This window comes from Brevibacterium spongiae, assembly GCF_026168515.1.
Classification (GTDB): domain Bacteria; phylum Actinomycetota; class Actinomycetes; order Actinomycetales; family Brevibacteriaceae; genus Brevibacterium; species Brevibacterium spongiae.
Window position 1 is genome coordinate 224416 of sequence record NZ_CP093443.1, and the last position, 26979, is coordinate 251394.

Sequence of the window (26979 nt, forward strand, 5' to 3'; positions counted from 1 at the left end):
CGGACCGGCCCTGCCCTGACCACCGCCGCTTCACAGCCCCCACAATCTTTAGGAGTATTCAGTGCCGAACTCATCACCTCGAGTCGTCATCATCGGAGCCGGCATCGTCGGCGCCAACCTCGCCGACGAACTCGCGCAGCTGGGCTGGACCAATACGCTCGTCATCGAGCAGGGCCCGCTGGCCATCCCCGGCGGGTCGACCTCGCACGCCCCGGGACTCGTCTTCTCTTCGAACCCGTCGAAGTCGATGACCGAGTTCGCGCAGTACACGATCGAGAAGCTCACCTCGCTCACCGGTCCCGACGGCCGCGGTTCGTTCCTGCCCGTCGGCGGACTCGAGATCGCCACGACCGAGGATCGACTCCAGGACCTGCATCGGCGGGCCGGATGGAACCGGTCCTTCGGTGTCGAGGCCGATGTCATCGACGCCGACGAGTGCTCGCGTCTGTTCCCCATGCTCGATCGGGACATGGTGCTCGGCGGGCTGCTCACCCCGGGTGACGGACTCGCGTTAGCAGCGAAAGGCACCCAGCTCGTCATCGAGCGGGCCCGGGCGGCAGGTGTCGAGTTCCGCGACCGGACCACCGTCACGGACATCGAAACGACCGGCGGCAGGGTCAGCGCCGTCATCGCCGGAGAGGATCGCATCCCCGCCGACATCGTCGTCTCCTGCGCCGGTTTCTGGGGACCGAAGATCGGTGAGATGGTCGGCACTTCGATCCCGCTGCTGCCCTTGGGCCACCAGTTCGCCTGGACCACCGAGGTGCCTTCCTTGGTGGGCAAGAACGAGACGCCGGCCGGAGCCTCAGCGCCGATCCTGCGCTACCAGGACAAGGACCTCTATTACCGGGAATGGGGCGAGCGGATCGGCATCGGCTCCTACGCTCACCGCCCGATGCCCGTCGACCTCGACACGTTGCCGGCGTATTCACCGGACGAGATCACCTCGGAGCGCATGCCCTCGAGCCTCGACTTCACCCCGGATGACTTCGCCCCCGAATGGGAGGCGACGAAGGCGCTGTTGCCGGAGCTGGCGCAGACGCAGATCCAGCGCGGCTTCAACGGCATCTTCTCCTTCACTCCCGACGGCGGTTCGCTGGTCGGGCAGTCGCGTCAGGTCGACGGATTCTTCGTCGCCGAGGCAGTGTGGGTGACCCATGGCGCCGGCATCGCCCGCGCGGTGGCCGAACTCATCGCCGAGGGACGATCGTCGACGGACCTGTCCGGGATCGATCTCAACCGCTTCGAGGACGTGCAGACGACACCGGACTACGTCAGCGAGACCTCGCAGCAGAACTTCGTCGAGATCTACGACATCCTCCATCCCCTGCAGCCGCGGGTCTCTCCCCGCGATCTGCGCTCGAGCCCGTTCCGGCGGCAGCAGGAGGAACTTGGTGCGTTCTTCTTAGAGACCTCCGGTTGGGAGCGTCCGCACTGGTTCGAGGCGAACGCGGAGCTGCTCTCGGAGATGCCGGCCGAATGGGCGGCACCCGAACGCGACGCATGGGCGAATCAGTTCCATTCGCCCATCGCCGCGGCCGAGGCCTGGAAAACCCGCACCTCGGTGGCGATGTTCGACATGACCCAGCTCAAACGCTTCGAGGTCACGGGCCCCGGTGCGGGCGAACTGCTGCACGGAATGACCACCTCGTCGATGCTGCGCAAACCCGGGGCCGTGAGCTACACGCTGCTGCTCGACGAGGCCGGCGGCATCACGAGCGACATCACCGTGGCGATCCTCGACGAGCAGACCTACCAGGTGGGAGCGAACTCGAACATCGACATCGCTTACGTTGCGCGGGCGGCCCGGCATCAGTCGGAGGCCGACCAAGCGAAGTGGGTGACTGTGCGGGAGACGACGCCGGGCACCTGCTGCATCGGTCTGTGGGGGCCACTGGCCAGGGACGTCATCGCGAAGGTCACGGACGAGGACTTCAGCGACGCCGGGCTGAAGTACTTCCGCACCAAGCCCGCGGTCCTCGGGGGAGTGCCGGTGACGGCGATGCGCCTGTCCTACGTCGGCGAGCTCGGGTGGGAGATCTACACCTCCGCGGACCTGGGATCGCGGCTGTGGGACGTGCTGTGGGAGGCCGGCGAGGAATTCGGCATCATCGCCGGCGGCCGTGAGGCCTTCAACTCGATGCGCCTGGAGAAGGGGTTCCGCTCCTACGGCACCGATATGACCAGCGAACACGAGCCGGTGCAGGTCGGCCTCGGTTTCGCGGTCAAAGCCTCGAAGACCGACGACTTCATCGGCAAGGCCGCTTTGGCGGAGCGGGCGGCTGCTGCGACGACGAAGCTGACCAGCCTGACCCTCGACGTGCCCTCGGACGTCGTACTCGGGAAAGAACCGGTTTACGTGGTCGGCGGGGCCGCCTCGGCGAGATCGGACGGGGGTTCCGCGGACGGCTCGGGTGATGGGGGTTCCGCGGGTCGACGCGGAGCCGCGGACGGCTACGTCACCTCGGCGGCGTACGGGTACACGATCGGGAAGTCGATCGCCTATGCGTGGCTCCCGAACACCCTGTCTGTCGGCGACAAGGTGGAGATCGAGTACCTCGGGCGCCGGCTGCCGGCCACCGTCACCGCCGAACCGCTCTTCGACCCGGAGATGACGCGCCTGAAGGGGTGATGCTGGAAGCGCCTCCTGGCTGTGGCTTGGGTGGTCGTTCTGGTCGCATTTTTCTCAATGTCGCGTGACCAGAACGACCACCCAGTGCTGAAACTTTTCGGCGGTGGGCGTGCGCGACCACGGCTTCGGCAGGAACCAGGACGCTCTGCCGTGACACCAATGTTCCATATGGTGGATTTTTATTGACCGACTGATGGGACCGGGAAAGTATGAGGGGACAGTGCTCTTCCCGAGCCGGCCATCGCGAAGTCGCGAACACCGGGCCCGGGAATCCGCCGCCCGGTACCCGAAGGAGTGTCCATGTCCTCACCTGCAATCATCGGTTGGTCCCACGGCAAGTTCGGCCGGTCCGAATCGCCGCTGCCGCAGATGATGGCCGATGTCGCCCGTGACGCCATCGCCGAGGCGGGACTGGAGCCCGCCGACATCGACGTCATCCACGTCGGCGTCTTCAACAACGGACTCTCCCGCCAAGGTTTCGAAGCCGCGCTGCCCGGCACCGTCTTCCCCGAACTCGCCCGCACTCCCTCCCATCGACACGAGAACGCCTGCGCCACCGGCTCCGCTGCGATCTTCGCCGCCCACGACTCCATCGCCGCCGGCCGCCACCGCACCGCGTTGGTCATCGGTGCCGAACGGATGACTCAGGCCTCCGGTCACGACGTCAACGAGGTCCTGCTCAGTGCCAGCTATCGGGAAGAGGAAGAGCACTTCAAGTCCTTCGCCGGAGTCTTCGGCGAGATCGCCCGCCAGTACTTCGACCGCTACGGCGACCACTCGGAGGCGCTGGCGAAGATCGCTGCGAAGAACCACGCCAACGGAGCCCAGAACCCACTGGCCCATATGCAGAAGGACCTCGGCTTCGACTTCTGCAACACTGTGAGCGAGAAGAACCCCTATGTCGCCGAACCCCTCCGCCGCACCGACTGCTCCATGGTCTCCGACGGCGCCGCGGCGCTCGTCCTGGCCGCCGAGGATGTCGCCGCCTCCGCACCGCAGGCTGTGACCTGGCGCGGCATGGGCAACGCCAATGACGTCCTGCCCCTGTCCCAACGCGACCCGCTGGAGATGGCAGGCGCCCGCGACGCCATGAACCAGGCTCTGAAGACTGCCGGCATCGGCATCGACGACCTCGACTTCCTCGAGACCCACGACTGCTTCACGATCGCCGAACTCCTCGAATACGAAGCCTTCGGACTCGCCGCCCCCGGCCAGGGCCACACCCTCCTCGACGAAGGCGCTACCGAAGTCGACGGTCGCCTGCCGGTCAACCCCTCCGGCGGACTCAAAGCCAAGGGCCACCCCATCGGCGCCACTGGAGTGTCCATGCATGCCCTGGCCGCCGCCCAGCTCACTGGCCGCTCACCCGGAATCCAGATCGAAGCCCCGGAACTCGCCGGAGTCTTCAACATGGGCGGAGCCGCCGTGTCGAACTTCGCCTCCGTCCTCGAGCGCATCCGCTGATGCGCGCCATCTCCCAGACGTCCCCAGCCAAGGATTTCACGCCGACACCTCGGCGCGGGGTCAACGTCTCCCACTTCCTCACCCAGACCGCCCGGCGTTTGCCCGACCGGCTCGCCGTCGTCGACGACGACCACGGGCAGCGCTGGACCTGGGCCGAACTCGACACCCGCGCCGAGGCGCTCGCCGCCGCGCTCCAGTCAGGTGGAGTCGGCCGCCGCGACACTGTCCTCCTCGTCTCGGCCAACCACGCCGAGGTGATCCAGTCCTTCTGGGGGATCCTCCGCTCCGGTGGCGTCATCGCCCCACCGAACGCGGCCCTGTCGACCGAGGAGCTGCTCGGCATCAGCGCCGAGGTGGCCCCGGCCGCCGTCATCGCCGACCGCGCCCATTCGGACTTCGTCTCAGCCTTCCAGGCGGAAAGTTTCACGGGTCCCGTGTTCTGGATCGGGGAACTGCCCACGAGCACCGAGGCGGCCGATCCCACCGAGGCAGCCGTCGACTCTACGGTCGACGAGGACGACCCCTGCTGGTACTTCTTCACCTCCGGGTCCACCGGCCGACCGAAGGCCGCGACGTTCACGCACCGCCACCTCGGCGCGGTGCTCATGAACCACCGCTGCGATCTCTTCCCGAATGAGGATGAGACCGGGGCCTCCCTCGTGCTCGCGCCGCTGTCGCACGGGGCGGGCATCCACATGCTCGGACAGGTCTTCGGCGGCACCCCGTCGATCATCCACCCAGGTGGCAGGCCCAGCGTGGAATCCCTGTGGCCGGCCATCGACGCCTATGGGATCACGAACGCCTTCACCGTCCCGACGATCCTCAACCGCATCGCCGCCGGCTACCCGGAAGGCCGCGGGCCCGAGGATCACACCCTCGAACGCGTCATCTATGCCGGAGCTCCGATGCTCGCAGCCGACCAGACCCGGGCGTTGGAGAGGCTGGGACCCTGCCTCGTGCAGTACTTCGGCCTCGCCGAGGTGACCGGAGCGATCACGATCCTCCGTCCCGAGGACCACGGAATCATCCCCGTCGACGACTCGGGCATCGGCACCTGTGGGCGCGCCCGCACCGGAGTCGAAATCGTCATCGTCGACGAGACCGGCACGCAGCGGCCCGCCGGAGTCCAAGGTGAAGTCTGTGTAGCCGGACCCACCGTGTGCGCCGGCTACCTCGGCCGCCCCGACGCGAACGCCGAATCCTTTGCCGGCGGCGTCTTCCATACCGGCGATGTCGGCTACCTCGACGAGGCCGGGTACCTGTTCCTCACCGGCCGGAAATCCGATATGTACATCTCCGGCGGGTCGAACGTGTACCCGCGCGAGATCGAAGAACTCCTCCTCACCGACACCGAGGTGGCCCAGGCTGTAGTCGTGGGCGTGCCCGATCCGCAGTGGGGCGAGATCGGCGTGGCCGTCATCGAACGCGCAAAGGCGCCGACCGAGGGCGACGACCTGGCCGAGCGGCTGACCGCGCTGTGCAAGGCGGGGCTGGCGAAATACAAGGTGCCCAAGGAGATCCACTTCGTCGAGACGATGCCGGTCACCGCATACGGCAAACTCGCCCGCAAGGAACTCAAGGCCGAATACTCCGAAGGACGGGGCCACGCACGATGAGTACGACAGAGACGGCAGCCGTGTCAGCGCCGACAGGTAGGTTAGTCGGCACGACGATCATGGCGATCGGCTGCGGCACTCCGGACGGGGAGGTGAACAACGGCTTCGCTGCGGCGACCGCGTTCCTGCGCGAGGGGGCGCGCGTGTGCCTCGTCGACCGCGATTCGAACGCTCTCGATCAGGCGGCACAGGTCCTCGCCGAGGCGGCCGCCGCTGACGTTGCTGACCGCACTGACCGTGTCGACCGCGGCGACGGTGACACTGACCGTGTCCCCGGCACGGGCATCCACCTCGGCGGGGTCGACCTCGGCTCCCATCTGACCACGGTCGTCGCTGACGTCGCCGACGAAGACTCTCTGGCCGCGGCCTTCGCTCATTGCGCGGATACGCTCGGCGCACCGACCGTGCTCCATTACAACGTCGGCATCGTCGTCAACGGGGGAGTCGACGAACTCGCCACCGACGGATTCCGGCGCGCCCTCGACATCAACCTCACCGGTGCGTTCACCGCGATCAAACACGCTCTGCCCTTCATGCGGGAGGCGGGCCAGGGCTCGATCATCACGGTGTCTTCGGTCGGCGGCATGCGCTATATGGGCTACGACTACCCGGCGTATGCGGCATCGAAGGCGGGACTCATCGAGCTGACGAAGGTCGTCGGCGCACAGTACGCATCCGAAGGCATCCGGGCGAACTCGATCGCCCCGGGCCTCATCGAGACCCCGCTCATCCACCGTTCGATCTCCGGCCACTACGCCTCGGTCGAGGACATGCTCGCCGCCCGGCACGCCCAGTCCCCGACGGGGAAGATGGGTCGGCCCGAAGACGTTGCGGACCTCGCGGTCTTCCTCGCATCAAGCGAATCGGCTTACATCAACTCCACGCTCATCCCCGTCGACGGGGGACTCACCCACTACGCAGGGATGCCGAAGCGATGAACGATCGGGCCGCCTCAGCGCGGGACGACTCGGCTGATCCGGCCGACCAGGCGCTCGCGGTGGGGAACGCACACGCGACCGGGACGGCCGCCTCGGCGAGGGAATGACCCCGCTGACCACGGACACGACAGTGAAATAAGGAAATGAAGGAGGCAATGGTGCCGAGAACACGGACGACGAGGACGATGCTCGTCTGGTCCGCCGTACTGATGGTGTGCGCCCTGCTGCTGGCGGGATGCGGAACGAACTTCGGCACCACCGACGACGGCAAACAGCGCTACCGGTGGAAGATGACGGTGACGACCGGCTCGACGTCGACGTGGTACCTCGCCGCGGAGAAATTCGCGAAGGACCTCGACGAAGCAACCGACGGCCGGATCACGATGAAGGTCTTCTCCAACGAACGGCTCTCCGCCGGTGAGGCCACCGCCGGAGTCGAACAGCTCATGGACGGGGCGAAGGACTTCTCCTACAACTCGCCGATCATTTACGCCGGCGTCGACCCGCGCTTCGGCGCCGTCACCGCCCCCTTCATCTTCGACTCCGTCGAGGACGGGCAGAAGGCGCTCGCCGGCAAGGGCGGCGACGTCTACGGCGACTACCTGGCAGAGCGCGGCGTGCACCTGCTCGGCTTCGGCGAATCGGGGATGCGGCAGCTGACGAACACGCACCGGCCCATCCACACACCCGAGGACATGCGGGGCCTGAAGTTCCGCATCCCCGGCTTCGGCATGTACACCGACCTCTACCGGCAGATCGGGGCGAACCCGACGACGATGCCCTTCGGCGAGGTCTTCACCGCCCTCCAGCAGGGAGCGATCGACGGGCAGGAGAACCCGATCGACGTCATCTACTCGGCGAACCTGCAGGAAGTTCAGCCGTATCTGACGCTGTGGAACTACTCCTACGACCCGCTCGTGCTCGGCATCAACAAGGACCTCTTTGACTCCCTGACACCGGAGGACCAGAAGCTGGTGAGCCGCTTGGCCGGTGAGGCCAACGAGTTCCAGATCCAGAAGAACCGAGACGGCGAAGAGAAGCTCATCGCCGAACTCGAGGACTCCGGCATGAAGGTCAACGAACTCAGCGACGAGGAGAAGGACGCCTTCCGCGCGAAGCTGAGCCCGATCTACAGCGAATACCGCAAGGTCTGGGGACCGGACATGTCCCAGGCGTTCATCCCGAAAGGACTGTGAGATGAGAGTCATCAGATTCTTCGAGGACTGGGTCGTCATCGCCTCGTTCATGGTGATCGTGCTCGTCACCTTCATCAACGTCCTCTCCCGCTACATCTTCAAGGCCTCGCTGGCCTTCTCCGAGGAGATCACCATCAACCTCCTCGTCGTGCTCACGATGATGGGAGCCGTCGTCGGGATCCGCCTCGGCGCGCACCTCGGGTTCTCCTACCTCGTCGAGAACGCGAAGGGCGGCGTGCGGCGGGCCCTGCTCATCACGGGCACCGCGCTCATCGTCGTGTTCCTCGCAGTCCTCCTGATCTGGGGCGCCGAGATGACGATCGCGCAGGGCCTGCGCGGCCGGGCGACCCCGTCGCTGGGCATCCCGCAGTGGCTGTTCACCCTGTCCATCCCCTTGGCCGGTGCGCTCGGGATCCTGCGCAGCATCCAGGCGCTGCGCACGGCGCTGCATGAGGACACGTCCGCCGAGGCGGTCGTCGAGAGGCTGGCCACCGAAGCCGCCCCGACCATCAGCGCTGCCGAATTCTCGTCCGAGTTCAAGTCCGATTCCCAGGGAGGCCGGAAATGATTGCGCTCCTGCTCTTCGGCAGCTTCTTCCTGTTCCTCGGCCTCGGCATCCCCGTCGCCTTCGCCCTTGGGCTCTCCGCCGTCGTCACCCTGGTCACGACCGATGGTGTGCAGGTCCTCGACGTGGTGCCTTCGGTGATGTTCCCGTCGATGAGTTCGGGCACGCTGCTGGCGATCCCGTTCTTCATCCTCGCCGGCATCGTCATGCAGTACACGGGCATCTCACAGCGCCTCGTCGACCTCGCGTTCCTCATCTTCGGACGCCTGCGTCACGGCCTGGCCGCGGTGACGATCATCTCCGCGTTCTTCTTCTCCGCGATTTCGGGATCCGGGCCTGCCACCGTGGCCGCGATCGGTGCGATCCTCATCCCCGCGCTCGTGCGCAACGGGTATCAGAAGAAGCACGCGGTCTCCCTCGTCGCGGCGTCGGGGTCGATGGGCATCGTCGTGCCGCCGTCGATCGCGTTCATCATCTTCGCCGTCGTCGCCGCCGAGTTCGGCAAGATCTCGATCTCCCGGCTCTTCATCGCCGGCATCGTTCCCGGCATCATCATGGCGCTCGCGTTCTTCATCGCCGCCCTGTTCGTGCCCCGTGTCCGCGAGTTCGCCGGTCTGCCGGTGAGGAACAAGTCCGCCGCCGAGGCGGGACCCGGGTCCACATCGACCGGAACGTCGGCGTCCGGTTCGTCCGGTGTTGACTCCGTTGGGAACGGCGGTTCGGGTGACGGTGCGGCAGGGGGCAAGACTCAGCTGCTGACGACGGAGGGGAAGGCCGCCTCGGCGAGTTCCGGGGTTTCCGGGACTTCGGGGTCGGTCGGATCCGGAGCGGTCGGATCGGCGGATCCGACGGTCACGGTCAACCCCGAGGGCGGGTTCGCCGAAATCATGGCCGCACTGGTCAAGGCGATCCCGGGCCTGCTCATTCCGGTGATCATCCTCGGCGGGATCTACGGCGGAATCTTCACCCCCACCGAGGCGGGAGCCGTCGCATCCGTGTACGCACTCATCGTCGGGGTGTTCGTCTACCGGGAGCTGACCTGGAAGGACATGCCGAAGGTGTTCCTCGAGTCCGGGGTCTCGACCGCGGTCATCATGTTCATCGTCGGCGTCGCCAGCCTCTTCTCCTACGTCATCACCGTCGAGGGGGTGGCCGATCGGATCTCTGCAGCGGTGCTGGGCGTGACGGACAACAAGTACCTCATCCTTGCGGCGATCACGATCATCCTGCTCATCGTCGGCGCCTTCGTCGACGCGATCAGTGCGTTCTACCTGTTCATCCCGATCCTCGTGCCGATCCTCATCGGGGTGGGCGTGGACATGACGACGATCGGCGTGTTCATGACCGTCAACCTCGCGATCGGTCTGTTCACCCCGCCTGTGGGGCTCAACCTCTATGTGGGCGCGGGCATCGGGAAGGTCAAGCTGGAAGAGGTCGTGCGCGGGATTCTGCCGTTCCTCATCTGCGCAATCGTCGCCCTGCTGCTCATCACCTACATCCCGGCGATATCGAACTGGCTGCCTGACCTGCTCGGGGTCGGGTAGTCGGAGCTGTTCGGTGTCGGGGCTGGCGTCTTCGGGCGCCGGTTCCGACGGCCGGGTCCGCTCAATCGAGGCGGCGCCGCCTTACTCATTTCTGTCGAAGGAGAAATATGGAACCGTATCTGCTCACGAACAAGACCGCGCTGGTCACGGGTGCCGCGCAGGGCATCGGATTGGCGATCGCCACCGCGCTGGCCAGGCGCGGGGCCTCGGTCGGCATCGTCGACCTCAAGGGTGCCGAGGAGGCCGCGGCCGGGCTGGCTTCGGAGTATCCGGAGCAGCGGTTCGCCGCGTTCTCACTCGACGTCCGCGACGCCGACGAGGTGGCGGACGCGGTCGGATCGTTCGTTTCGACGTTCGGGGGACTCGACATCCTCGTCAACAATGCGGGCACGGCCGCGCGCATCGGCATCGGTGAGATCACAACCGAGCAGTGGCAGCGAGATATCGAGACCAACCTCGGCGGGACGTTCAACTTCATCAAGGCGGCCGTGCACCCGCACATGCTCGAGGCGGCAGGCGGGTCGATCATCAACATCTCGTCGATCTCGGGCATCAACGGCGGAGCGGTCTCCGACGGGGAGGCCGGTGCGCGGTCGGGTCCGGCCTATGCGGCGAGCAAGGGCGGGATCATCGCCCTGACGAAATGGGTGGCCAAAGAGTACGGTCGCCAGGGCATCCGCTGCAACTCGGTGGCGCCCGGTCCCGTCGAATCCGCGCTGACCGTCGGCCAGACCTATGACACCTCTGGTCAGGCACTCGACCGGATGGGACAGCCGGATGAGATCGCCGAGGCGGTCGCCTACCTCGCCACCGACGGCGCCGCGTTCACGACGGGACAGATCTTGCGCGTCGATGGAGGGGCTGTGATGTCGTGAGTCGCTGAAATAGTCGGGCGTGAACAGACGATCCCCGCATCATCCTCAGGATGGTGCGGGGATCGCTGTATCTGCTGGTCTGTCTGGTTGGGCGACTTGTTCGATCAGGCGGTGCGGCGGACGAAGAGCTCGAAGGTCACTGCCACGGGGTTGGCTCCGGATTCGAGGATGCCGGAGCTGACTTCACCGTCGACGTCGACGACCTCTCCGGAGAGGCTGATCTGCGGGGCCGGGCGCTGTGTTCCGGATGCGGTCGCGCCGGTTACCACACCGCTCAGGTGCGTGAACTCGACGGCAGGCCACGGGGCGGTGCCGCCTGTGAACACGGCCCCGGTCGTGCTGCCGAGGCTCGCGACCACCTCGGCGGAGTCGAAACCGGCGGCGCGACAGACGGCGAGCACCGCCTCGTCGAGGATCTCACCTGGACGAACACGGGTGACGACTGCGTCAGCTGGGCGGGCCGCCTCGGCGAGATCGAGCTCGGATGATGCTGACGCGGTGGCGTGCGCCGGTGTGACGGGGTGTGGAGCGAAAGTAGAGAACCCGGTCTCGGGATCGCTATCACTGATCAGCCGGACATCGGGCAGGGCGAAGAGCCGAACCGTCAGCCCGTTGGTCCCGGCGGTCGTGCCGGGCAGCAGATGACCGCCCTTGACCGTTCCCTCTGATTCGGTCCACGAGGCGTGAATGTGGCAGAAGGGGGAGCCGTCACGCCAACCGATCGTGGCCGCAGCATGTCGCAATCGAGCCGGTGCATCGACGGTGAAGACTTGAGTGAAGGACATCGGATGCTCGGCATCGGGGCCATAGGCGGGATGGACATAGTCGATGTGGCCGAATTCGCCGGAGACGAACTCGGCCATGATGCCGGGAACGGAGAAGCCGGTCAGTGCCTGCTCGAGGGCAGCGAAGAGGTTTGTGCCCTCGGGGAGTTCGATGACGTGTTCGGTGCATCGGGTCGGGACTGAAACGATGCGGGGACTTTGGTGCGGACCCGCGTGGATGACCGCAGTTCCTGGTGCCTTGAGTGGAAAAGTCGGCTGCTGCAGTGCTGTCGAATCGGCTCCTTTGCTCATGCTCTGATTATGGTCGGGGGTCAGGATCGGTGTCGCAGAAAATCCAAGGGGTGGAACGTCAACTCAGACGTTTGACGGAACGGATGCGGCTGCCTCGGTGCGAGCTTGCCTCTTCTTCTCACCGAGATGGCCGATGATGGTCGCGGCAGCGATCATGACAGCCACGAGAGCGATGCCGATCCACTGATTGAGGATGAGCGTCGCCGCCCCGGCCAGGGCGCCGATGAGAATGAGGACGACGGCGAGGAAGCGGCGCACCGACCGAGTGCTGTCGCCGCCGGCGAGTCGGGAATCCGAGGCGAGGCCGACGATTGTCGAGGTCACGACCACGGTGGTGACGTCGGCGATCTTCATTTTCCGGGCGGCCGCGGCCTGTGCACCCATGAGCGCCGAAAGGGCTGAGGTGAAGACCGTCCCGGCGAGGCCGATTTCGGGATCGGGGACGACCGCGACGTAGACAGACAATGCGGCACAGCCGACGGCGACGATGCCATAGATCAGCGTAGTCCGGCGATGCCAGGCCTCACCGATGTCGCCGAGAATGCGACCTGACAGTGCGGCTCCGATCATGAAGAACACAAGTGCGAGGGCGGGGCGGAGGACTGGGACACCTTCGGCGCCGGCGAGACCCATGCCGAGGATGACGACGTTGCCGGTCATGTTGCCGGTGAAGACCTTGTCGAAGCCGAGGTAGCCGATGGCATCGACCATGCCGGTCGAGAAGGTCAGTAACAGCAGCATGGCCAAATCGAGTCGACGTGTCATCGGTGCCCTTTCGTGGCAGGAGGCTCATTTGGAGCGCAGTCCTGAATGCGTGGAGAGATGCGCGTCGGCTGACTCCCACATCTCAGAAATTTTCCATTGTTTGTATACAAAACCCTAAGTTCACTATAGATTGTATGCAACTGATAACCGAGATCCGAGACCACGAGGGAGTGCGAGTGAAAATTCGGATAGGCGCGGCGCTTGCCAGCGCTGTACTGCTGGCGGGATGTGTTCCCGTGCAGCCGCTAGAGGATCCGCCGGAACGGACTGATGTGAAGTCGGTGCAAGCGGATGCGGCAGACTTCGAAGACGGCGGCAATCTGGTCATGGCCCTGTCATCTGAGCCGGATCGGCTCGACCCGACTACATCGTCGTCTCTGTACACGCGCTATGTCATGCAGACCATGTGTCAGAAGCTCTATGACATCGATGAAAACGGCGAGATCGTGCCGATGCTCGCGACGGAACTGCCGACTATTTCCAAAGGCGGCAAGACTGTCCGAATTCCAGTCAAACAAGGCGTGAAGTTCGCTGACGGAACTGATTTCGACGCTGAAGCGGTCAAGACAACGATCGAGCGCGGACTTAACCTCGAAGCTTCTTCACGGGCGGCAGAACTCGGTCCTATATCCTCGGTTGAGGCTGCTGACGCACATACTGTTGAGGTCACTTTCGATCAACCGTTCGCGCCATTCACTGCCGCTTTGGCTGATCGCGCAGGCATGGTCATGTCGCCGACAGCACTGGAGAAGCAGGGTGACGACTTCGGCGATCACCCAGTCTGCGTCGGACCATTCAAATTTGAGAAGAGGATCGCTCAAACGTCGATCAAGGTCGTCAAAGATCCCAACTATTATGACGCGGATTCGATCCATCTGGATTCGATTACGTACCAGATCATGACTGACGCGAATATTCGTGCTGCGAACATCCGCTCGGGAGACGTGCAGGTTGCCGATACGATCTCGCCCCAAGACGTTGACGCTTTGGACGCCGAATCTGGAATCGGTCTTCTGCAGTCGAACTCGCTGGGTTATCAGGGACTGACCGTCAATATGGGATTCGGCGATGCTAAGGAGAACTACTCCGGGCCTCTCGGTCAGAATCCGGAAGTGCGCAAAGCATTGTCGATGGCGATCGACCGAAAGGCCCTCGTCAACACTGTATTCAATGGTTGGTTCTCACCCGCGTGTTCTGGCATCGCCCCGGACAGTCCATTTGCGACTGAAGCCAGCAACGGCTGCGTCGATTACGACCCGGAAGGCGCAAAGCAGATCCTCAAGGACGCCGGTGTTGAGCTTCCACTCGAAGTGAATATGAAGGTCTCGAACACTCAAGACACTCTCCGTTTCGCTCAAGCGATCCAAGCCGCGACCAAGGAAGCCGGATTCGATATCAAGGTGCAGCCAACGGAATACACCGCACTTCTTGATGCTCAAGACCGCGGAGACTACGAGATGCTCCAACTGGGCTGGTCAGGACGAGTCGATCCGCACGGAAACCTTTATTCATTTCATTTCCCAGGTGCCGCCAATAACGTCACTGGAATAGACGATTCTGAGATCAATGGCTTGCTGACCAAAGCAAGCGAGGAAACCGAAGAGAAGAAGCGTGCAGAGCTGTACGGAAAGGCCTCTGAGCGGATGAGAGAAACAAACTCGATCATCTACCTCTACCGGCAGAAGAACCTCACCGCGTACACGGAAGATGTTGCTGGAATCGAAGTCTTCTCAGATGGTGTGGTTCATCTTTCGGGGGCTGGCTTCCTGAAGAGCGGAGGCGCGAAATGACACGATTTGTTCTGACCAAGGTCTTTCACGCGATCATCACCTTCGTGCTCTCCGCGATCGTCATTTTCTTCGGAGTCAGAATGCTGCCGGGCGACCCTGCTTTGGCCATGGCCGGTGAAGAGGCGACACCAGAACGGCTTGAAGCTATCCGCACCGACCTCGGACTCGATGAGCCGATGCTCGTGCAGTTCATCAAGTTCATCGGATCCGTCGTCACCGGCGATCTCGGCGAATCCACGAGAACCGGGCTGGCCGTCACAGAGATGATCGCGACCACTTTGCCAGTCACCCTCTGGCTCGCGCTCTACGCGATAGTCGTTGCAGTCGTCGTCGGAGTAGCGCTGGGCATGATCGCGGAGCGATTCCGTGGACGTTGGCCAGAGTTCGGCAGCAATTTCATTGCCCTGCTCGGGCTCTCGGTTCCCAATTTCTGGCTGGGGCTGCTGGCAATCCTCGGTCTGGCGGTCGGCCTCGGTTGGTTCCCTGCGTCCGGGTATGTCGACATACTTTCTGAACCGATCAAGGGCATCTACTACCTGACCTTGCCGTCTGTGATCCTGGGGACCAGCCTCGCAGCTGTCATCACTCGTCAGACACGAGCATCAATGATCGAGACCATGGGCACCGACTACGTGCGAATGGCTCGAGCGAAAGGCCTATCGCGTCCGCGCGTTCTCTTCCGCTACGGGCTTCGGAACTCGCTGATCGTGTTGGTCACAATCGTCGGACTTCAGCTCGGTGGACTGATCTCCGGTGCTGTCGTCACCGAACGGATCTTCGCATTGCCGGGAATCGGCAAACTCACTCTTGACGCTGTGTTCTCCCGCGATTACCCAGTGATCCAAGCAGTGGTCCTGGTAATCACAGTGTCTTACATTCTCATCAACTTGGCGGTAGACATCCTCTACTCGGTCATCAACCCACAGATTCGCGTCAGTGAGGATGCCTCATGAGCACACCACTTGTCACCAACACGAATAAGCAGACTCAGGGTCTGGATCCCGAATTCCATGCTTCGTCCAACCGGGCACTCTGGTTGATCAAATCGATCATCTCGACACCCTCGGGACTCATCGGTTCGATCATGGTTGTCATCGTTGTTCTGATCGGCGTATTCGCTCCGCTGATTGCCCCTTACGGATTCGCGCAGACGAACTTCGACGTTCCGTTCCAGGTACCCGGCACAGTCGGCTATGTATTCGGCACCGACGACCTTGGACGTGACATTCTGTCGCGACTGGCATTCGGGGTTCGCGCGTCACTCCAGGTGGGGCTTCTGGCAGTGCTTCTGGCTGTCGTAGTCGGTACTCCGTTGGGGCTGTTGGCAGGGTACTTCCGCGGACTAGACGCAGTCATCTCGCGTCTGACGGATGTCACTCTGGCATTCCCGTTCCTTATTATCGCGGTCGGACTGGCTGCGATCTCAGGGCCAAGCCTGTCCAATGCTGCGATTGCGCTGGGCATCTCTCAGGTACCGACGATGATTCGTGTCGTCAGAGGCGAGACCATGCGCTTGAAATCAGCCGATTTCGTCAAAGCCGCCATCGCAACCGATGCTTCGAAGACAAGAATTCTGGGTATGCACATTCTGCCGAATGCGGCTTCTGCGATCATCGTGCAGGCGACGGTCATTCTTCCCACTGCAGTCATCGGAGAGTCGATCCTGTCATTCCTCGGACTAGGCATACAGCCGCCGTCGCCTAGCCTTGGCATCATGCTGTCGGATGCTCAGCAGTACATCTTCCGCGCACCATCAACGGCGCTGTTCCCGGGCCTGGCGATCCTCTTCATCTGTCTTGCCTTCAACCTCTTCGGAGATGCCCTGCGCGATGCCCTCGACCCCAATTCCAAGAAGGGACACTGACTTGTCATTCACCACACCCCCTGAATTCACAACCCGGCCTACGCTCGAAGGTCATTTCGGTATGGCCGCATCAACGCATTGGCTGGCGACCGCAGCATCTCAAGCAGTCCTTGAAAGAGGCGGAAACGCATTTGATGCCGCAGCGGCAGGAGGATTTCTGCTGCACGTTGTTGAGCCACACCTCAACGGTCCCGCTGGAGACATGACTGGTGTCTTCGCGACTGCTGAGGAACCGTCTGAGCCGAAGATCATGATGGGGCAGGGTCCCGCTCCAGCTGGGGCGAGCATCGAGCATTTCCGTAACGAAGGTCTCGACATGGTTCCGGGTGCCGGAGCCCTCGCTGCTGCGGTCCCCGGCGCAGTCGATTCGTGGCTCAACCTTCTCGAACACCACGGCACTTGGGAGCTTTCCGAGGTTCTGGAATTCGCTATCGACTATGCGGACAACGGACATCCTGCTCTTGGTCGAACGGTCGGGACAATCGAAAAGGTCAAGGAGCTTTTCGTCGAGCATTGGACAACCTCAGCTGCACAGTGGATGCCAGACGGTACGGTGCCGAAGGCCGGCGACTTGATCTACAACCATGCTTACGCCAATGTTCTGCGGCGTCTGATCTCCGCGGGGGATGAGGCAGAAACCCGAGAAACACGGATTCAAGCAGCTCGGCGTGAATGGAAGACAGGGTTTGTGGCCGAAGCGATCGCCGAATTCATCAAGGCTCCGCACCGGCACTCCACTGGAAGCGACCATGCTGGCGTCATGACTGTGGAGGACATTGCTGCCTTCGATGCTCATTTCGAAGACCCGGTGACGATCGAATTCCGTGGTTATCAGGTGGCCAAGATTGCGGCGTGGGGGCAGGGCCCCGTACTGCTGCAGACTCTGAAGATCCTTGAGGGCTTTGATGACGATCGTCTCGATCCCTCGACTGAGCTGGGAGCCCACACGATACTCGAGGCGCTCAAGCTTGCGATGGCCGATAGGGACACCTACTACGGCGACAACGATGTGGACCTTGAATGGCTTCTCAGTGACGAATATGCTGCTCTGCGCCGTGAACTCATCGGCTCCACTGCGTCGCACGACTTCCGACCAGGCACTGACCGTAACGGAGCCGCACCGGCGTTCCGGCCCCCACTGACTTTGGAAGGTGCGGACAGGGAAGCGCTCATCAAGGCGGGAATCGGCGAACCGACCGTGCAGAAGAACGGTGTGAATAACGGGGACACCTGCCATATCGACGTCGTTGATCGCTGGGGCAATATGATCTCCGCGACCCCATCCGGCGGCTGGATTCAGTCATCCCCGACGATTCCAGAACTTGGATTCTGCCTCGGGACGCGTCTGCAGATGATGTGGTTGGACGAATCGGCTCCATCTGCGCTGACTCCGGGCAAGCGTCCTAGAACGACGCTCACTCCAACCTTGATCTCCAAGGACGGTGAGCCGATCATTGCCCTCGGCTCGCCGGGAGGGGACCAACAGGAACAATGGCAGCTGCTGCTGATTCTAAGAATGCTCGTGGGCGGTTATGCCGCACAGGAGGCAATTGATGCCCCAGCCATGCACACGACTGCTTTGGCTGGCTCATTCTGGCCCCGCACCTGGGTTCCGGGCGGAGCAGTCGTCGAGGACCGCCTCGGCGATGAGGTCATCAACGGGCTCATCTCACGTGGACACGACGTGATACGCGCGGGGAACTGGGATCTTGGTCGTCTGTCATGTGTGACACGGGATCCGGAAACGGGTCGACTGACAGCGGGAGCGAATCCACGTGGCGCTCAGGGCTATGCGGCGGGAAGGTGAGACGAATGAACCAAGAATTCGTACTTGAAGTTACGGGACTGGAAGTCTCCTACGAGTCTCCCGTGCTCCACGACGTCAATTTCACCCTGGAGCCCGGCGAGCGTCTGGCTCTTGTCGGCCAGTCCGGATCTGGAAAATCGACATCGATCGGTGCCATTTTGGGACTGCTGCCCGGAGCCGGACGAGTCAGCAGCGGTTCAGTGAAATACCGCGGAGAGGAGCTAGTCGGAGCGAGCCGCCAGCGCATGCAGCAGCTGCGAGGACGATCGATTGCCCTGGTTCCGCAAGACCCAATGGCCAGTCTCAACCCGAGCATGCGCGTCGGTGACCAGATTGCCGATGCCCTCCGTACTTATGGGATGACGAATTCGTCAGAGGTCACGAAACGCGTCATCCAACTGATGACCGATGCCGGTATCCCCGACCCGGAGAATCGACGCCGGTCGTACCCGCACGAGTTCTCCGGCGGGATGCGGCAACGAGTGCTTATCGCCATTGCGTTGGCAGGAGATCCGGATCTGATCATCGCTGACGAACCGACTTCGGCTCTGGACGTGACAGTGCAGAAGCAGATTCTTGATCACTTGCAGGAGCTGGTCACCGAGCGCGGAATGTCGCTCTTGTTCGTTACTCACGACCTGGGGGTAGCGGGGGAACGGACGGATACGATTCTCGTCATGCACCAGGGGAGCGTCGTTGAGCGAGGCGCCCCCGAGCAAGTCTTGGGAAACCCACAGCATGAGTACACTCAATCGCTGGTCAAAGCTGCGCCGAGCCTGGTCGTGGAGAACACTGATGAAACGGCAGTTGCTGGCGATCCGGTCAGCGCTAGGCGCCCCACGGACATGGTCTTGGAGATCAATGATCTGCACAAGGTCTACAAGCTTCGAGGGCGCGGTAAAGAAGTCCATGCTCTGCGAGGAGTGAGTCTTTCAGCGCGACGTGGAAAGACCACCGCGGTGATCGGCGAGTCCGGCTCGGGAAAATCGACGATTGCAAAGATCGTCCTGGGGCTGGAGAAAGCGACCAGTGGCGAGGTTCTCGCCGGTGGCAGGAATGTTGACGCGACAACCCGCTCTGAACGCAGCATTCTTCGTCGTTTCAGCCAACCAGTCTTCCAGGACCCGTTTTCGTCGCTGAACCCGATGTGGAGCGTCGAGCGAATCATTCGGGAGCCTCTTGATGTGTTCAAGATCGGCAACCGTGCTGATCGATCGAAGAAGGTATTTGAAGTTCTTGACCAAGTGGCTCTGCCGAAGACGATGCTTGAGCGGCGACCGTCTGAACTCTCGGGCGGTCAGCGTCAGAGGATAGCGATCGCGCGTGCGCTGATCAGTGAACCTGAGCTCCTGATCTGTGACGAAGCAGTGTCTGCGCTTGACGTGCTGGTTCAGGAACAGATCCTTGATCTGCTGCGGAATCTGCAGAATGACTTGGCTGTCAGCTGCCTGTTCATTACTCACGATCTTGCAGTGGTCGCCAACTTGGCAGACGATGTTGTTGTGATGAAAAGCGGAGAGATCGTCGAATCAGGCGCCACACAAGATGTGATCGAGAGGCCACAGGCCGAATATACGCAGCAGCTTCTCGCCGCTGTGCCTGGCTCCGGTCTGCTCAATGTCTGATTTCGCTCCAACGCCATCGTTCTCACCAGACGGAAGCAGCGTCGGTACCCGGATCCGAGCCGACATCATCGGAGGTCGGCTCGAGCCGGGGGCCAAGTTGCGTGAAGCCGCGTTGGCGGAAAAGTACGAGGTGTCTCGGATTCCGATTCGGGAAGCTCTGCGTTCCCTCGAAGCGGAAGGGCTGGTCGAATCGCGGAAATACAGCGGCTCGGTCGTCGCCCCTTCGCCGGTGGAAGATGCCGACGATCTGTTCGAGATCCGTATTGTGCTCGAGGCGGCGACGGCGAAACGCGCGGCCAAGCGGGCGGAAGCACTGAATGCCAGCGATGTTCCTGACCTGAAGTGGCGAGAGCAGCGCAAGGAGATCAACGATATTCTCGAGGCTGGCGACATCGTCATCGAACAGGAGCGGTACGAGGATCTCGCCGTGCTGAACATGCGTTTTCACTTCGCCATTGCTGAACTCAGCGGGAGTCTGTCGTTCATCAGCCTGCTACGGCAGATCTCGGGCAAGATCGAGTGGCTGTACTCGCTCAATGTGACTCGACGCGGTCCGCAGGCGTGGCCGGAGCATCGTGAGATCATCGCCGCCATCGATGCCGGTCAGGATGCCCTGGCTGCCGAGGTCATGGCCCGGCACGTGCGACGCAGCCGCGATTCCTACTTCGCCACGATGTCCGAACGCCCCGGAACTACCTGACGGCCTCCCAGCGTGGTGGCGCCACGTTGCTGGGAGGCCGTCAGGTGTGTTGAGTTCGGGAAATCATACTTTCAGGGGAGAGACCACGACTGGATCTCTGGCTATCGTTGAGTGGTCTCACCTTGGTCTTCGGCGGATTGCGTAAGCCAGCGGTGCGACGGACAAGACAACTCGATTCGCGATCCAGGTCGGTGATCATCACGGTGCAGGACCCTGCCCATCGTTCAATTCTGCTCACAAGTCTGAGCTACCCGCTCTTCGTCGCGGGAGCCGTTCTGCTGTTCGCATCGATCACCATCCCGGGTGCTGTGCTGCTGGGCTCCGGCGTCTTCCTCATCGGCGTCAACGAACTGTGCCTCTACATCGCGAAGAGCAGCACGACACAGGAACGAGCCGCCACATAGCGTCTGCGCCTCTTCGATTCCCGCGAGCATCGGCCGACCGCAGAAGCTGGCAAGGGTCTACTCGATCCGCTCCGTCTCTGTGCCGCGGTGTCCCCGGAACTACCTGACGGCCTCCCAGCGTGGTGGCGCCACGTTGCTGGGAGGCCGTCAGGTAGTAATCAGGAGTCGGCGAGGAGGCGGTCGAGTTTGTTAAAGCCCTCGACGATGCCGTGCTCCATGCCCGAGGCGACCATGCCGTCGCGGGACTCGACCGAGTCGAAGATCGAGGTCGAGGCCAGGCGGGTCCGTCCGTCGCCTAAGTCGGTGAGCGTGAGGATCTCGAGGTTGACCGCGTCGGGGAAGCCCTCGAAGGTGAAGGTCTGGACGATGCGTTCGTTCTCCCGCACCTCGTGGAACGAACCGAAGAACGCGTACTCGCCGCGATCATCGGTCGAGACGTAGCTCCAGTTCCCGCCCGTTCTCGCATTCCATTCGCGAATCGTGTTCGTGATCGAGTCCGGCCCGCACCACTTGACGAAGAGCTCGGGGTCGATGTGAGCCCGGAACACCTTATCCGGGGTGGCCGCGAAGTCGCGGGTGATCGAGACGGTCTGCACGCCCTCGGGGACGTCGAGCTTGAGCGTCGAATGGTCTGCTGCGGTGTCGGTGGTGGTAGTCATGTCATGCTCCCTTGCGTGATTGTGGTCGGGTTGAGCTTTCCTGCGGAGTTGTGGTGCCGGATCCGCCCGCCGAGGCGGCGCCCGGGTCCGTGTTCTGCGTTGCCTCGTCCGCGTCCATCTGTGCGAGGACGGCGTCGAGGCGTTGGTAGCGTTCCTCTGCCTGAGCTCGGTATCTTTCGATCCATTTCGTCATCAGATCGAACACATTGTCTTCGAGGTGGACCGGTCTGCGCTGGGCGTCACGGGTGCGGGAGACCAGTCCGGAGTCCTCTAGCACCTTGAGATGTTTCGATACGGCTTGGACGCTGACGTCGTAGGGTGCGGCGAGTTCGTTCACCGTCGCATCCGCGAGACTGAGTCGAGCCACCATGTCCCGACGGGTCGGATCGGCAAGTGCCGCAAAGACCTTGGACAGCTGATCGGCCATGGGGCCTCCTGGGCGTCTGCATCGAAATCTGACTTCAACCAATTGGTTAAATAACAATGTAGACCCGATGGATGCTGTTAGTCAACCATTTGGTTGAATAGACGTCTCAGCGTTTGTTTCGGCCTCGAGGCCCGCGATGCGAGTGTGCAGACTCCGGAAGCGCAGAGTGAACCAGACACAGACGGCACCTGCCACCGCCGAGGCGATGAGGAACACCGTCTCGATGTCCAAGGACTCGACCGCCAGGGCGGCCAATGCCGATCCGAGGGGAAGTGCGCCCCAGCTGATGACCCGCGAGGCCGAGTAGACGCGACCGAGGAGCGACAGGGGAGTGGCCTGCTGCCTGATCACCGCGACGATGACCCTCCAGACGGTGGACCCGGCTCCGGCGAGGATGACACCGGCGACGATGACCGGCAGCGGTGCTCCGAGTGCGGCCGGAAGGACGAGCCCGATCGTGCCGACCGTGTCGAGGAAGAGGAGAAGAGCCGTCGACACTTGCCTCTGCAGCCGTTCGATGAGTCCCGCGGCGACGATTCCGCCGACAGCCATCGCGGCCAGAACCCATCCATAGGCGACAGTGCTGAGGCCCAGCGGGCCGGGCGCAACTGCGTAGAGAACGAACATCGCCGTCCAGGCGCCCCAGATGAGACTCATCGCCGCCGTCAGCACCGTCAGCTCGCGCTGCAGGCGATCTCTCCACAGGTATCGCAAGCCGTCGCGGATGCGAGGTGTGGGTTGGTCGGGGGTGGCGCTCTCTGCGGCGGCAGGCGTCGGCCGACTGCGCATCGCCACCAGCAGGCTGAGCCCGGCCAGCGCCGCGAGTGCATAGAGCCCGCTGCCGACCGCTGCCGCTGCAAGTCCGGCCGCACCGAGAAGGAACCCGGCCAAGGGCGGACCCGCCAGCTCATTGGCGATATTGATCGTCGCTTCCATCTTGGCGTTCGCCCCGGTGAGCTGGTGTTTGGGGACGATCCGCGGGATTCCCGCGATGAGGGAGGTGTCGACCAGGGTCTCGGCGATGCCATAGACGAGGGCTGCGATCATGACAGCCGGTGCGACGAACGCGTCGCAGGCGATCGCTGCCGTGAGGCCGAGAAGCATGAGCGCACGCGCGCCGTTGGCCACGGTCAGCAGCAGCTGCGGAGAGAGGCGATCGACGAGCCAGCCTGCGTGCAGCCCGCACAGCGGCCAGGCGATCGTCGCCGCCGTCGTGACCAGGGCGACCTCGCCGGGGGAGGCCCCGGCGGTGAGCGCGATGAGCGGAAACGACGTCAGCGCGATTCCATCACCGAGGTTGGACGAGCAGGCACTTGCCCAGAGGCGGCCGAACGGGGTGATCATGGCATCAGCCATCCTATGTTTACCGGCAAAAGCAATGTAGATAGTCAAGTCTCGTCCAGAAATTATCACCGGTCAAGAGTTAGTAGATGGTAAAGTTGATTCATGGAGTTCGAACATGTGGGCAATGCGCTGTGCCTGGAGCTGACCAACTCGATCCCCGATCGCGCCAGCGGTGACCGTGACTGGCTGGCCGACCCCGCGACCGCCGCAGACTGGATAGGCTCACTCGACCTCGACCTCGACCGCGGAGCCGACCTCGCCGAGCAGGACCTCGCCGAGCAGGACCTCGCCGAGCTGCGGAAATTCCGCGAGCACGTCTTCGACGTCTTCGATGCGCTCGCATCGGGTGGCAGCGTGCCCCAACGCAGCCTCGACACCATCACCGAGGCGCATGCCCGGAGCCTGCAGAAGTTCGGTTTCCGTGCTCCTGATGGGCCGTCCGACACTGCGGGACGGATCGCCCCGCTCGTCAGAGACTGGCCCGATACCTGGAGCACGAAGGCGCTGATCGCACTGTTCGCCCAATCGGCGATCGACGAACTCACCGGAACCCGCCTCGACCGCCTCAAGTCCTGCCCGAGCTGCCACTGGCTCTTCATCGACACCTCACGCAACCGCAGCCGCCGCTGGTGCTCGATGCAGACGTGCGGGGGACGGGACAAAGCCCTGCGCCACTACCGCCGCACCCGACCCTGAGCGCACCCGACCCTGATTCTCCCGCCGACGGTGAACTGATCCTGACGGCGAACTGGCCCCGGCGGAGACGTCGGGTCGGCGGTGATCGTCGCCCCGCCTCGGCGAAGTGGTGGAGGTGCTGCCGATGACGACACGGGTGTCCGAAATCTGCGACAGATTTTTTCCGACACACCCGCAAGCTCACCGAAATCGACGTAAGGTCGCTCATAGCGGGAGCCGACTCGGCGCTCGCCGGCAGTGACGCCGTCCTTCGATGAGAACCAACTGTCCTGCGCGGACCCACAGCGCCCGACGACGATGTCTGGAGAAGATCATGCCCACACTGCGACAGCAGCTGTTCCGGATCAAACCGGTCCCACGGCAGAAGGAAGATGTCGAGACCGACCTTAAGCGCACGATCGGCCTGTTCTCGCTGACGATGGTCGGCGTCGGATCGACGATCGGCACCGGCATCTTCTTCATCCTCTCCGAGTCCGTTCCCGTGGCGGGCCCGGCCGTGATCTGGTCATTTGTCATCGCAGGGGCTGTCGCCGGCCTCGCCGTCATCTGCTACGCCGAGCTCGCCGGGTCCGTCCCGGTCTCCGGATCTTCGTACTCCTATGCCTACGCGACCCTGGGTGAGCTGCCCGCGATGGGCGTGGCGGCCTGCCTCCTCCTCGAATACGGCGTCGCAGGAGCCGCCGTCGCCGTCGGCTGGTCGCAATACGTCAACCAGTTGCTGTTCAATCTCTTCGGCTTCGAGATTCCGCACGCCCTGGCCTACGCGCCCGAGGAGGGCGGAATCGTCAACCTCCCGGCCATCCTGCTGCTCGCGATGTGCTGCTTCCTGCTGGTGCGCGGCACCGGCGAATCCATTGTCGTCAACGCGATCATGGTGTGCCTGAAGATCGGCGTGCTCATCTTCTTCGTCTGCGTCGGCGTGACCGGCTGGGACTCGAACAACTTCGCCGATTTCGCGCCCTTCGGCATCTCCGGCGTCGTCGCCGGATCGGGGCTGATCTTCTTCAGCTACGTCGGCATGGACGCCGTCGCCACGGCCGGTGACGAGACGAAGAACCCGAAGAAGACGATGCCCAGAGCCCTCATCGCCGCCCTCATCATCGTCACTTCCGTCTACGTCCTCGTCGCCGTCGCCGCTCTGTCCGCCCAGCCGTGGGAGGAATTCGACGGTCAGACCGCAGGCCTGTCGGCCATCCTCGAGAACATCGTCGGCTCCCAATGGCCGGGCACTGTCGTCGCTGCAGGCGCGGTGATCTCGATCTTCTCCGTCACGCTCGTATCGATCTACGGTCAGTCCCGGATCCTGTTCACGATGGCCGGCGACGGAATGATGCCCAAGCTCTTCCGCGAGGTCAATCCCCGCACGCTGACCCCGGTCAAGGGCACAATCGTCGTCAGCGTCGTCATCGCGATCCTGGCCGGATTCATTCCGTTGAACTTCCTCGCCGAGATGACCTCGATCGGCACCCTCGTCGCCTTCGTCGTCGTGTCCCTGGCCGTGATCATCCTCCGCGTGCGCGAACCGAACCTCGAACGCGGTTTCAAGGTTCCGTTCTATCCCGTGCTGCCGGTCCTGTCGATCATCGGCTGCTTCTGGATCATCTCGAGCCTGCAGCTGATCACGATCGTCGTCTTCGTCATCTGGACGGCCTTCATCCTCGGCCTGTACTTCATCTTCGGCCGCAAGTCCTCCGTCCTCGGCAAACAGCTCGCCGAGGCGGGGCACCGCGGTCCCGATTCCACGCGTTCCAACGGCCCCAACTCGACGGGACCCGACTCCACGGGTCCCAACTCCACCGGTTCCGACTCCACAGGAGGAGACAAATGAGCATCGTCGTCGGCATCGCCCCAGGTCAGGACAACCAGGCGGCAATCGAGCTCGGGATCGTCCTCGCTCGCACCTACGGACATCGGATCGTGGCAACCTCGATCGACTCCGCCGCGTTCCCGATGACTCCCGTGCATTTCGAGAGCCAATACGAGAAGAAATTCCGCAAGGTCGCCGAGGCGGCCCTCGACGATGCGCGTGCGCTCATTCCCAGCGATATCGAGTCCGAGATCGTCCTCCACACCTCACGCTCGTCCCGGCGCGGCCTGCTCGAGATGTGCGAGAAGGCCGACGCCTACCGGCTCGTCGTCGGTCCCTCAGCAGACGGAAAGCCCGGCAGGATCGGTCTCGGATCGGTGTCGAACGGCCTGCTCCACAGTGCCAGGCTGCCCGTCGCCCTGGCCCCGTCCGGCTACCGTGCCCCGGAGGGGGCGACGCTGGAGAGGATCACGGCGGCGTATTCGGGTTCGACCACCTCGGCGAACCTCATCCTCGGGGCCGCCATGGTCTCTGCGCAGTCGAACGTGCCGTTCCGCATCGCCTCGTTCGCACCGCGCTCGCGGGTGGTCGCGTCTGCGAACGTCCCCTTCGATATGGAGTCGAGCGTCGTCGACGAGTGGACGAAGACCGTCCAGCGCGACACGGACAAGATTCTGTGCTCGATCGAGCAGCTGCACATCAAGCCTGGTGAGACGGATGTCGTCGTAGGAACGGGCGTCGATTGGGCCGCGGCGCTGACGGCGGTCGAGTGGCAGCACCCGGAAGTGATGATGCTCGGATCATCTGGCTTGGGTGCGCTCAAGCGGGTGTCGCTGGGCAGCCATGCGATGCGGATCCTGCAGAACTCGCCGGTGCCGATTATCGTCGTGCCGAGGCGCGCGAAGGCCGATTACATCCGCCAGCAGACCGTGTGAGCGGTGCGGGAGGTCCCGCGCGCACACCTCTGTCGCCGAGGCCTCCAAGCCAGGTGGCGGCAGGTGGTGTGAGCGGGTTCGGCTCGAGCATCGGTCACCGTTGGCGGCGAATCCTCCCGTTCCCGGTACGTCCGACGGTCCGCGACGCATCCCCCACCGGGAGCGGCTCAACATCCTGCAGGAACGCGATGTTGTGCCGCGAACGGTGAGGGATGCCCGAGTCTCGGGTCAGCTGTGGGCGGCCCGCGGC

General features: G+C 63.4%; 23 protein-coding genes. 18 read left to right on the forward strand and 5 right to left on the reverse strand.

All coding sequences use genetic code 11. The annotated features are described in order from the left end of the window. The first annotated feature begins 61 nt into the window (after positions 1 to 61). The 8 genes from L1F31_RS01030 (at position 62) to L1F31_RS01065 (ending at position 10830) form a co-directional block, all read left to right on the forward strand. Entirely contained in the window at positions 62 to 2632 is a 2571-nt protein-coding gene (locus L1F31_RS01030; RefSeq protein ID WP_265418880.1) for a GcvT family protein, read from the forward strand. Between the two features lie 300 nt (positions 2633 to 2932). Further along, complete coding sequence (locus L1F31_RS01035; RefSeq protein WP_265418881.1) at positions 2933 to 4096, forward strand: thiolase domain-containing protein; 1164 nt, start codon at positions 2933 to 2935, stop codon at positions 4094 to 4096. Further along, entirely contained in the window at positions 4096 to 5712 is a 1617-nt protein-coding gene (locus L1F31_RS01040; protein WP_265418882.1) for an AMP-binding protein, read from the forward strand. Before L1F31_RS01035 ends, L1F31_RS01040 begins: the two co-directional genes overlap by 1 nt. Then, entirely contained in the window at positions 5709 to 6650 is a 942-nt protein-coding gene (locus L1F31_RS01045; RefSeq protein WP_265418883.1) for an SDR family NAD(P)-dependent oxidoreductase, read from the forward strand. Before L1F31_RS01040 ends, L1F31_RS01045 begins: the two co-directional genes overlap by 4 nt. 155 nt (positions 6651 to 6805) lie before the next feature. Next, positions 6806 to 7846 carry a DctP family TRAP transporter solute-binding subunit gene (locus L1F31_RS01050; protein WP_265418884.1) on the forward strand — a complete coding sequence of 347 codons (1041 nt, stop codon included), beginning with the start codon at positions 6806 to 6808 and terminating at the stop codon, positions 7844 to 7846. Position 7847: 1 nt separating this feature from the next. Beyond that, a complete protein-coding gene (locus L1F31_RS01055) occupies positions 7848 to 8414 on the forward strand; it encodes a TRAP transporter small permease (protein ID WP_265418885.1) in 567 nt (188 codons plus the stop codon). Further along, a complete protein-coding gene (locus L1F31_RS01060; RefSeq protein WP_265418886.1) occupies positions 8411 to 9955 on the forward strand; it encodes a TRAP transporter large permease in 1545 nt (514 codons plus the stop codon). The genes L1F31_RS01055 and L1F31_RS01060 overlap by 4 nt, the downstream gene beginning before the upstream one ends. Before the next feature lie 107 nt (positions 9956 to 10062). Then, a complete protein-coding gene (locus tag L1F31_RS01065) occupies positions 10063 to 10830 on the forward strand; it encodes an SDR family NAD(P)-dependent oxidoreductase (RefSeq protein ID WP_265418887.1) in 768 nt (255 codons plus the stop codon). 104 nt (positions 10831 to 10934) lie between these two features. Here L1F31_RS01065 and L1F31_RS01070 read toward each other — a convergent pair whose 3' ends face one another. Together L1F31_RS01070 and L1F31_RS01075 are read right to left on the reverse strand one after the other, a co-directional pair. Next, positions 10935 to 11906: a PCC domain-containing protein gene (locus L1F31_RS01070; RefSeq protein WP_265418888.1), complete on the reverse strand. Its 972-nt coding sequence runs from the start codon at positions 11904 to 11906 to the stop codon at positions 10935 to 10937. Positions 11907 to 11969: 63 nt separating this feature from the next. Continuing rightward, positions 11970 to 12671: a YoaK family protein gene (locus L1F31_RS01075; protein ID WP_265418889.1), complete on the reverse strand. Its 702-nt coding sequence runs from the start codon at positions 12669 to 12671 to the stop codon at positions 11970 to 11972. A 134-nt stretch (positions 12672 to 12805) separates the two neighbouring features. Here L1F31_RS01075 and L1F31_RS01080 point away from each other — a divergent pair, with 134 nt between their 5' ends. From L1F31_RS01080 to L1F31_RS01110, 7 genes are all read left to right on the forward strand, one after another. Further along, complete coding sequence (locus L1F31_RS01080) at positions 12806 to 14461, forward strand: ABC transporter substrate-binding protein (RefSeq protein WP_265418890.1); 1656 nt, start codon at positions 12806 to 12808, stop codon at positions 14459 to 14461. A 44-nt stretch (positions 14462 to 14505) separates the two neighbouring features. Then, complete coding sequence (locus L1F31_RS01085) at positions 14506 to 15414, forward strand: ABC transporter permease (protein ID WP_265418891.1); 909 nt, start codon at positions 14506 to 14508, stop codon at positions 15412 to 15414. Continuing rightward, on the forward strand, positions 15411 to 16325 hold the full coding sequence (locus tag L1F31_RS01090; RefSeq protein ID WP_265418892.1) for an ABC transporter permease: 915 nt from the start codon (positions 15411 to 15413) through the stop codon (positions 16323 to 16325). The genes L1F31_RS01085 and L1F31_RS01090 overlap by 4 nt, the downstream gene beginning before the upstream one ends. A 61-nt stretch (positions 16326 to 16386) precedes the next feature. Next, the gene (locus L1F31_RS01095) at positions 16387 to 18132 is read left to right on the forward strand and encodes a gamma-glutamyltransferase family protein (protein ID WP_265418893.1); all 1746 of its coding nucleotides are present in this window, start codon (positions 16387 to 16389) and stop codon (positions 18130 to 18132) included. A 5-nt stretch (positions 18133 to 18137) separates the two neighbouring features. Next, positions 18138 to 19757 (forward strand): dipeptide ABC transporter ATP-binding protein, encoded by a 1620-nt coding sequence (locus tag L1F31_RS01100; protein WP_265418894.1) that lies wholly within the window; start codon positions 18138 to 18140, stop codon positions 19755 to 19757. Then, on the forward strand, positions 19750 to 20457 hold the full coding sequence (locus L1F31_RS01105; protein ID WP_265418895.1) for a GntR family transcriptional regulator: 708 nt from the start codon (positions 19750 to 19752) through the stop codon (positions 20455 to 20457). Before L1F31_RS01100 ends, L1F31_RS01105 begins: the two co-directional genes overlap by 8 nt. 191 nt (positions 20458 to 20648) lie before the next feature. Beyond that, complete coding sequence (locus tag L1F31_RS01110; RefSeq protein ID WP_265418896.1) at positions 20649 to 20861, forward strand: hypothetical protein; 213 nt, start codon at positions 20649 to 20651, stop codon at positions 20859 to 20861. A 158-nt stretch (positions 20862 to 21019) separates the two neighbouring features. Here L1F31_RS01110 and L1F31_RS01115 read toward each other — a convergent pair whose 3' ends face one another. From L1F31_RS01115 to L1F31_RS01125, 3 genes are all read right to left on the reverse strand, one after another. Beyond that, positions 21020 to 21520 (reverse strand): SRPBCC family protein, encoded by a 501-nt coding sequence (locus L1F31_RS01115; protein WP_265418897.1) that lies wholly within the window; start codon positions 21518 to 21520, stop codon positions 21020 to 21022. Position 21521: 1 nt separating this feature from the next. Beyond that, complete coding sequence (locus tag L1F31_RS01120; RefSeq protein WP_265418898.1) at positions 21522 to 21947, reverse strand: ArsR/SmtB family transcription factor; 426 nt, start codon at positions 21945 to 21947, stop codon at positions 21522 to 21524. A gap of 81 nt (positions 21948 to 22028) precedes the next feature. Further along, positions 22029 to 23291 carry an MFS transporter gene (locus tag L1F31_RS01125; RefSeq protein ID WP_265418899.1) on the reverse strand — a complete coding sequence of 421 codons (1263 nt, stop codon included), beginning with the start codon at positions 23289 to 23291 and terminating at the stop codon, positions 22029 to 22031. Positions 23292 to 23393: 102 nt separating this feature from the next. Here L1F31_RS01125 and L1F31_RS01130 point away from each other — a divergent pair, with 102 nt between their 5' ends. From L1F31_RS01130 to L1F31_RS01140, 3 genes are all read left to right on the forward strand, one after another. Next, positions 23394 to 23987, forward strand: a complete 594-nt coding sequence (locus tag L1F31_RS01130; protein WP_265418900.1) for a CGNR zinc finger domain-containing protein — start codon at positions 23394 to 23396, stop codon at positions 23985 to 23987. A gap of 313 nt (positions 23988 to 24300) precedes the next feature. Then, positions 24301 to 25815, forward strand: a complete 1515-nt coding sequence (locus L1F31_RS01135) for an APC family permease (RefSeq protein ID WP_265418901.1) — start codon at positions 24301 to 24303, stop codon at positions 25813 to 25815. Next, the gene (locus tag L1F31_RS01140) at positions 25812 to 26729 is read left to right on the forward strand and encodes a universal stress protein (RefSeq protein ID WP_265418902.1); all 918 of its coding nucleotides are present in this window, start codon (positions 25812 to 25814) and stop codon (positions 26727 to 26729) included. The genes L1F31_RS01135 and L1F31_RS01140 overlap by 4 nt, the downstream gene beginning before the upstream one ends. Positions 26730 to 26979 lie beyond the last annotated feature (250 nt).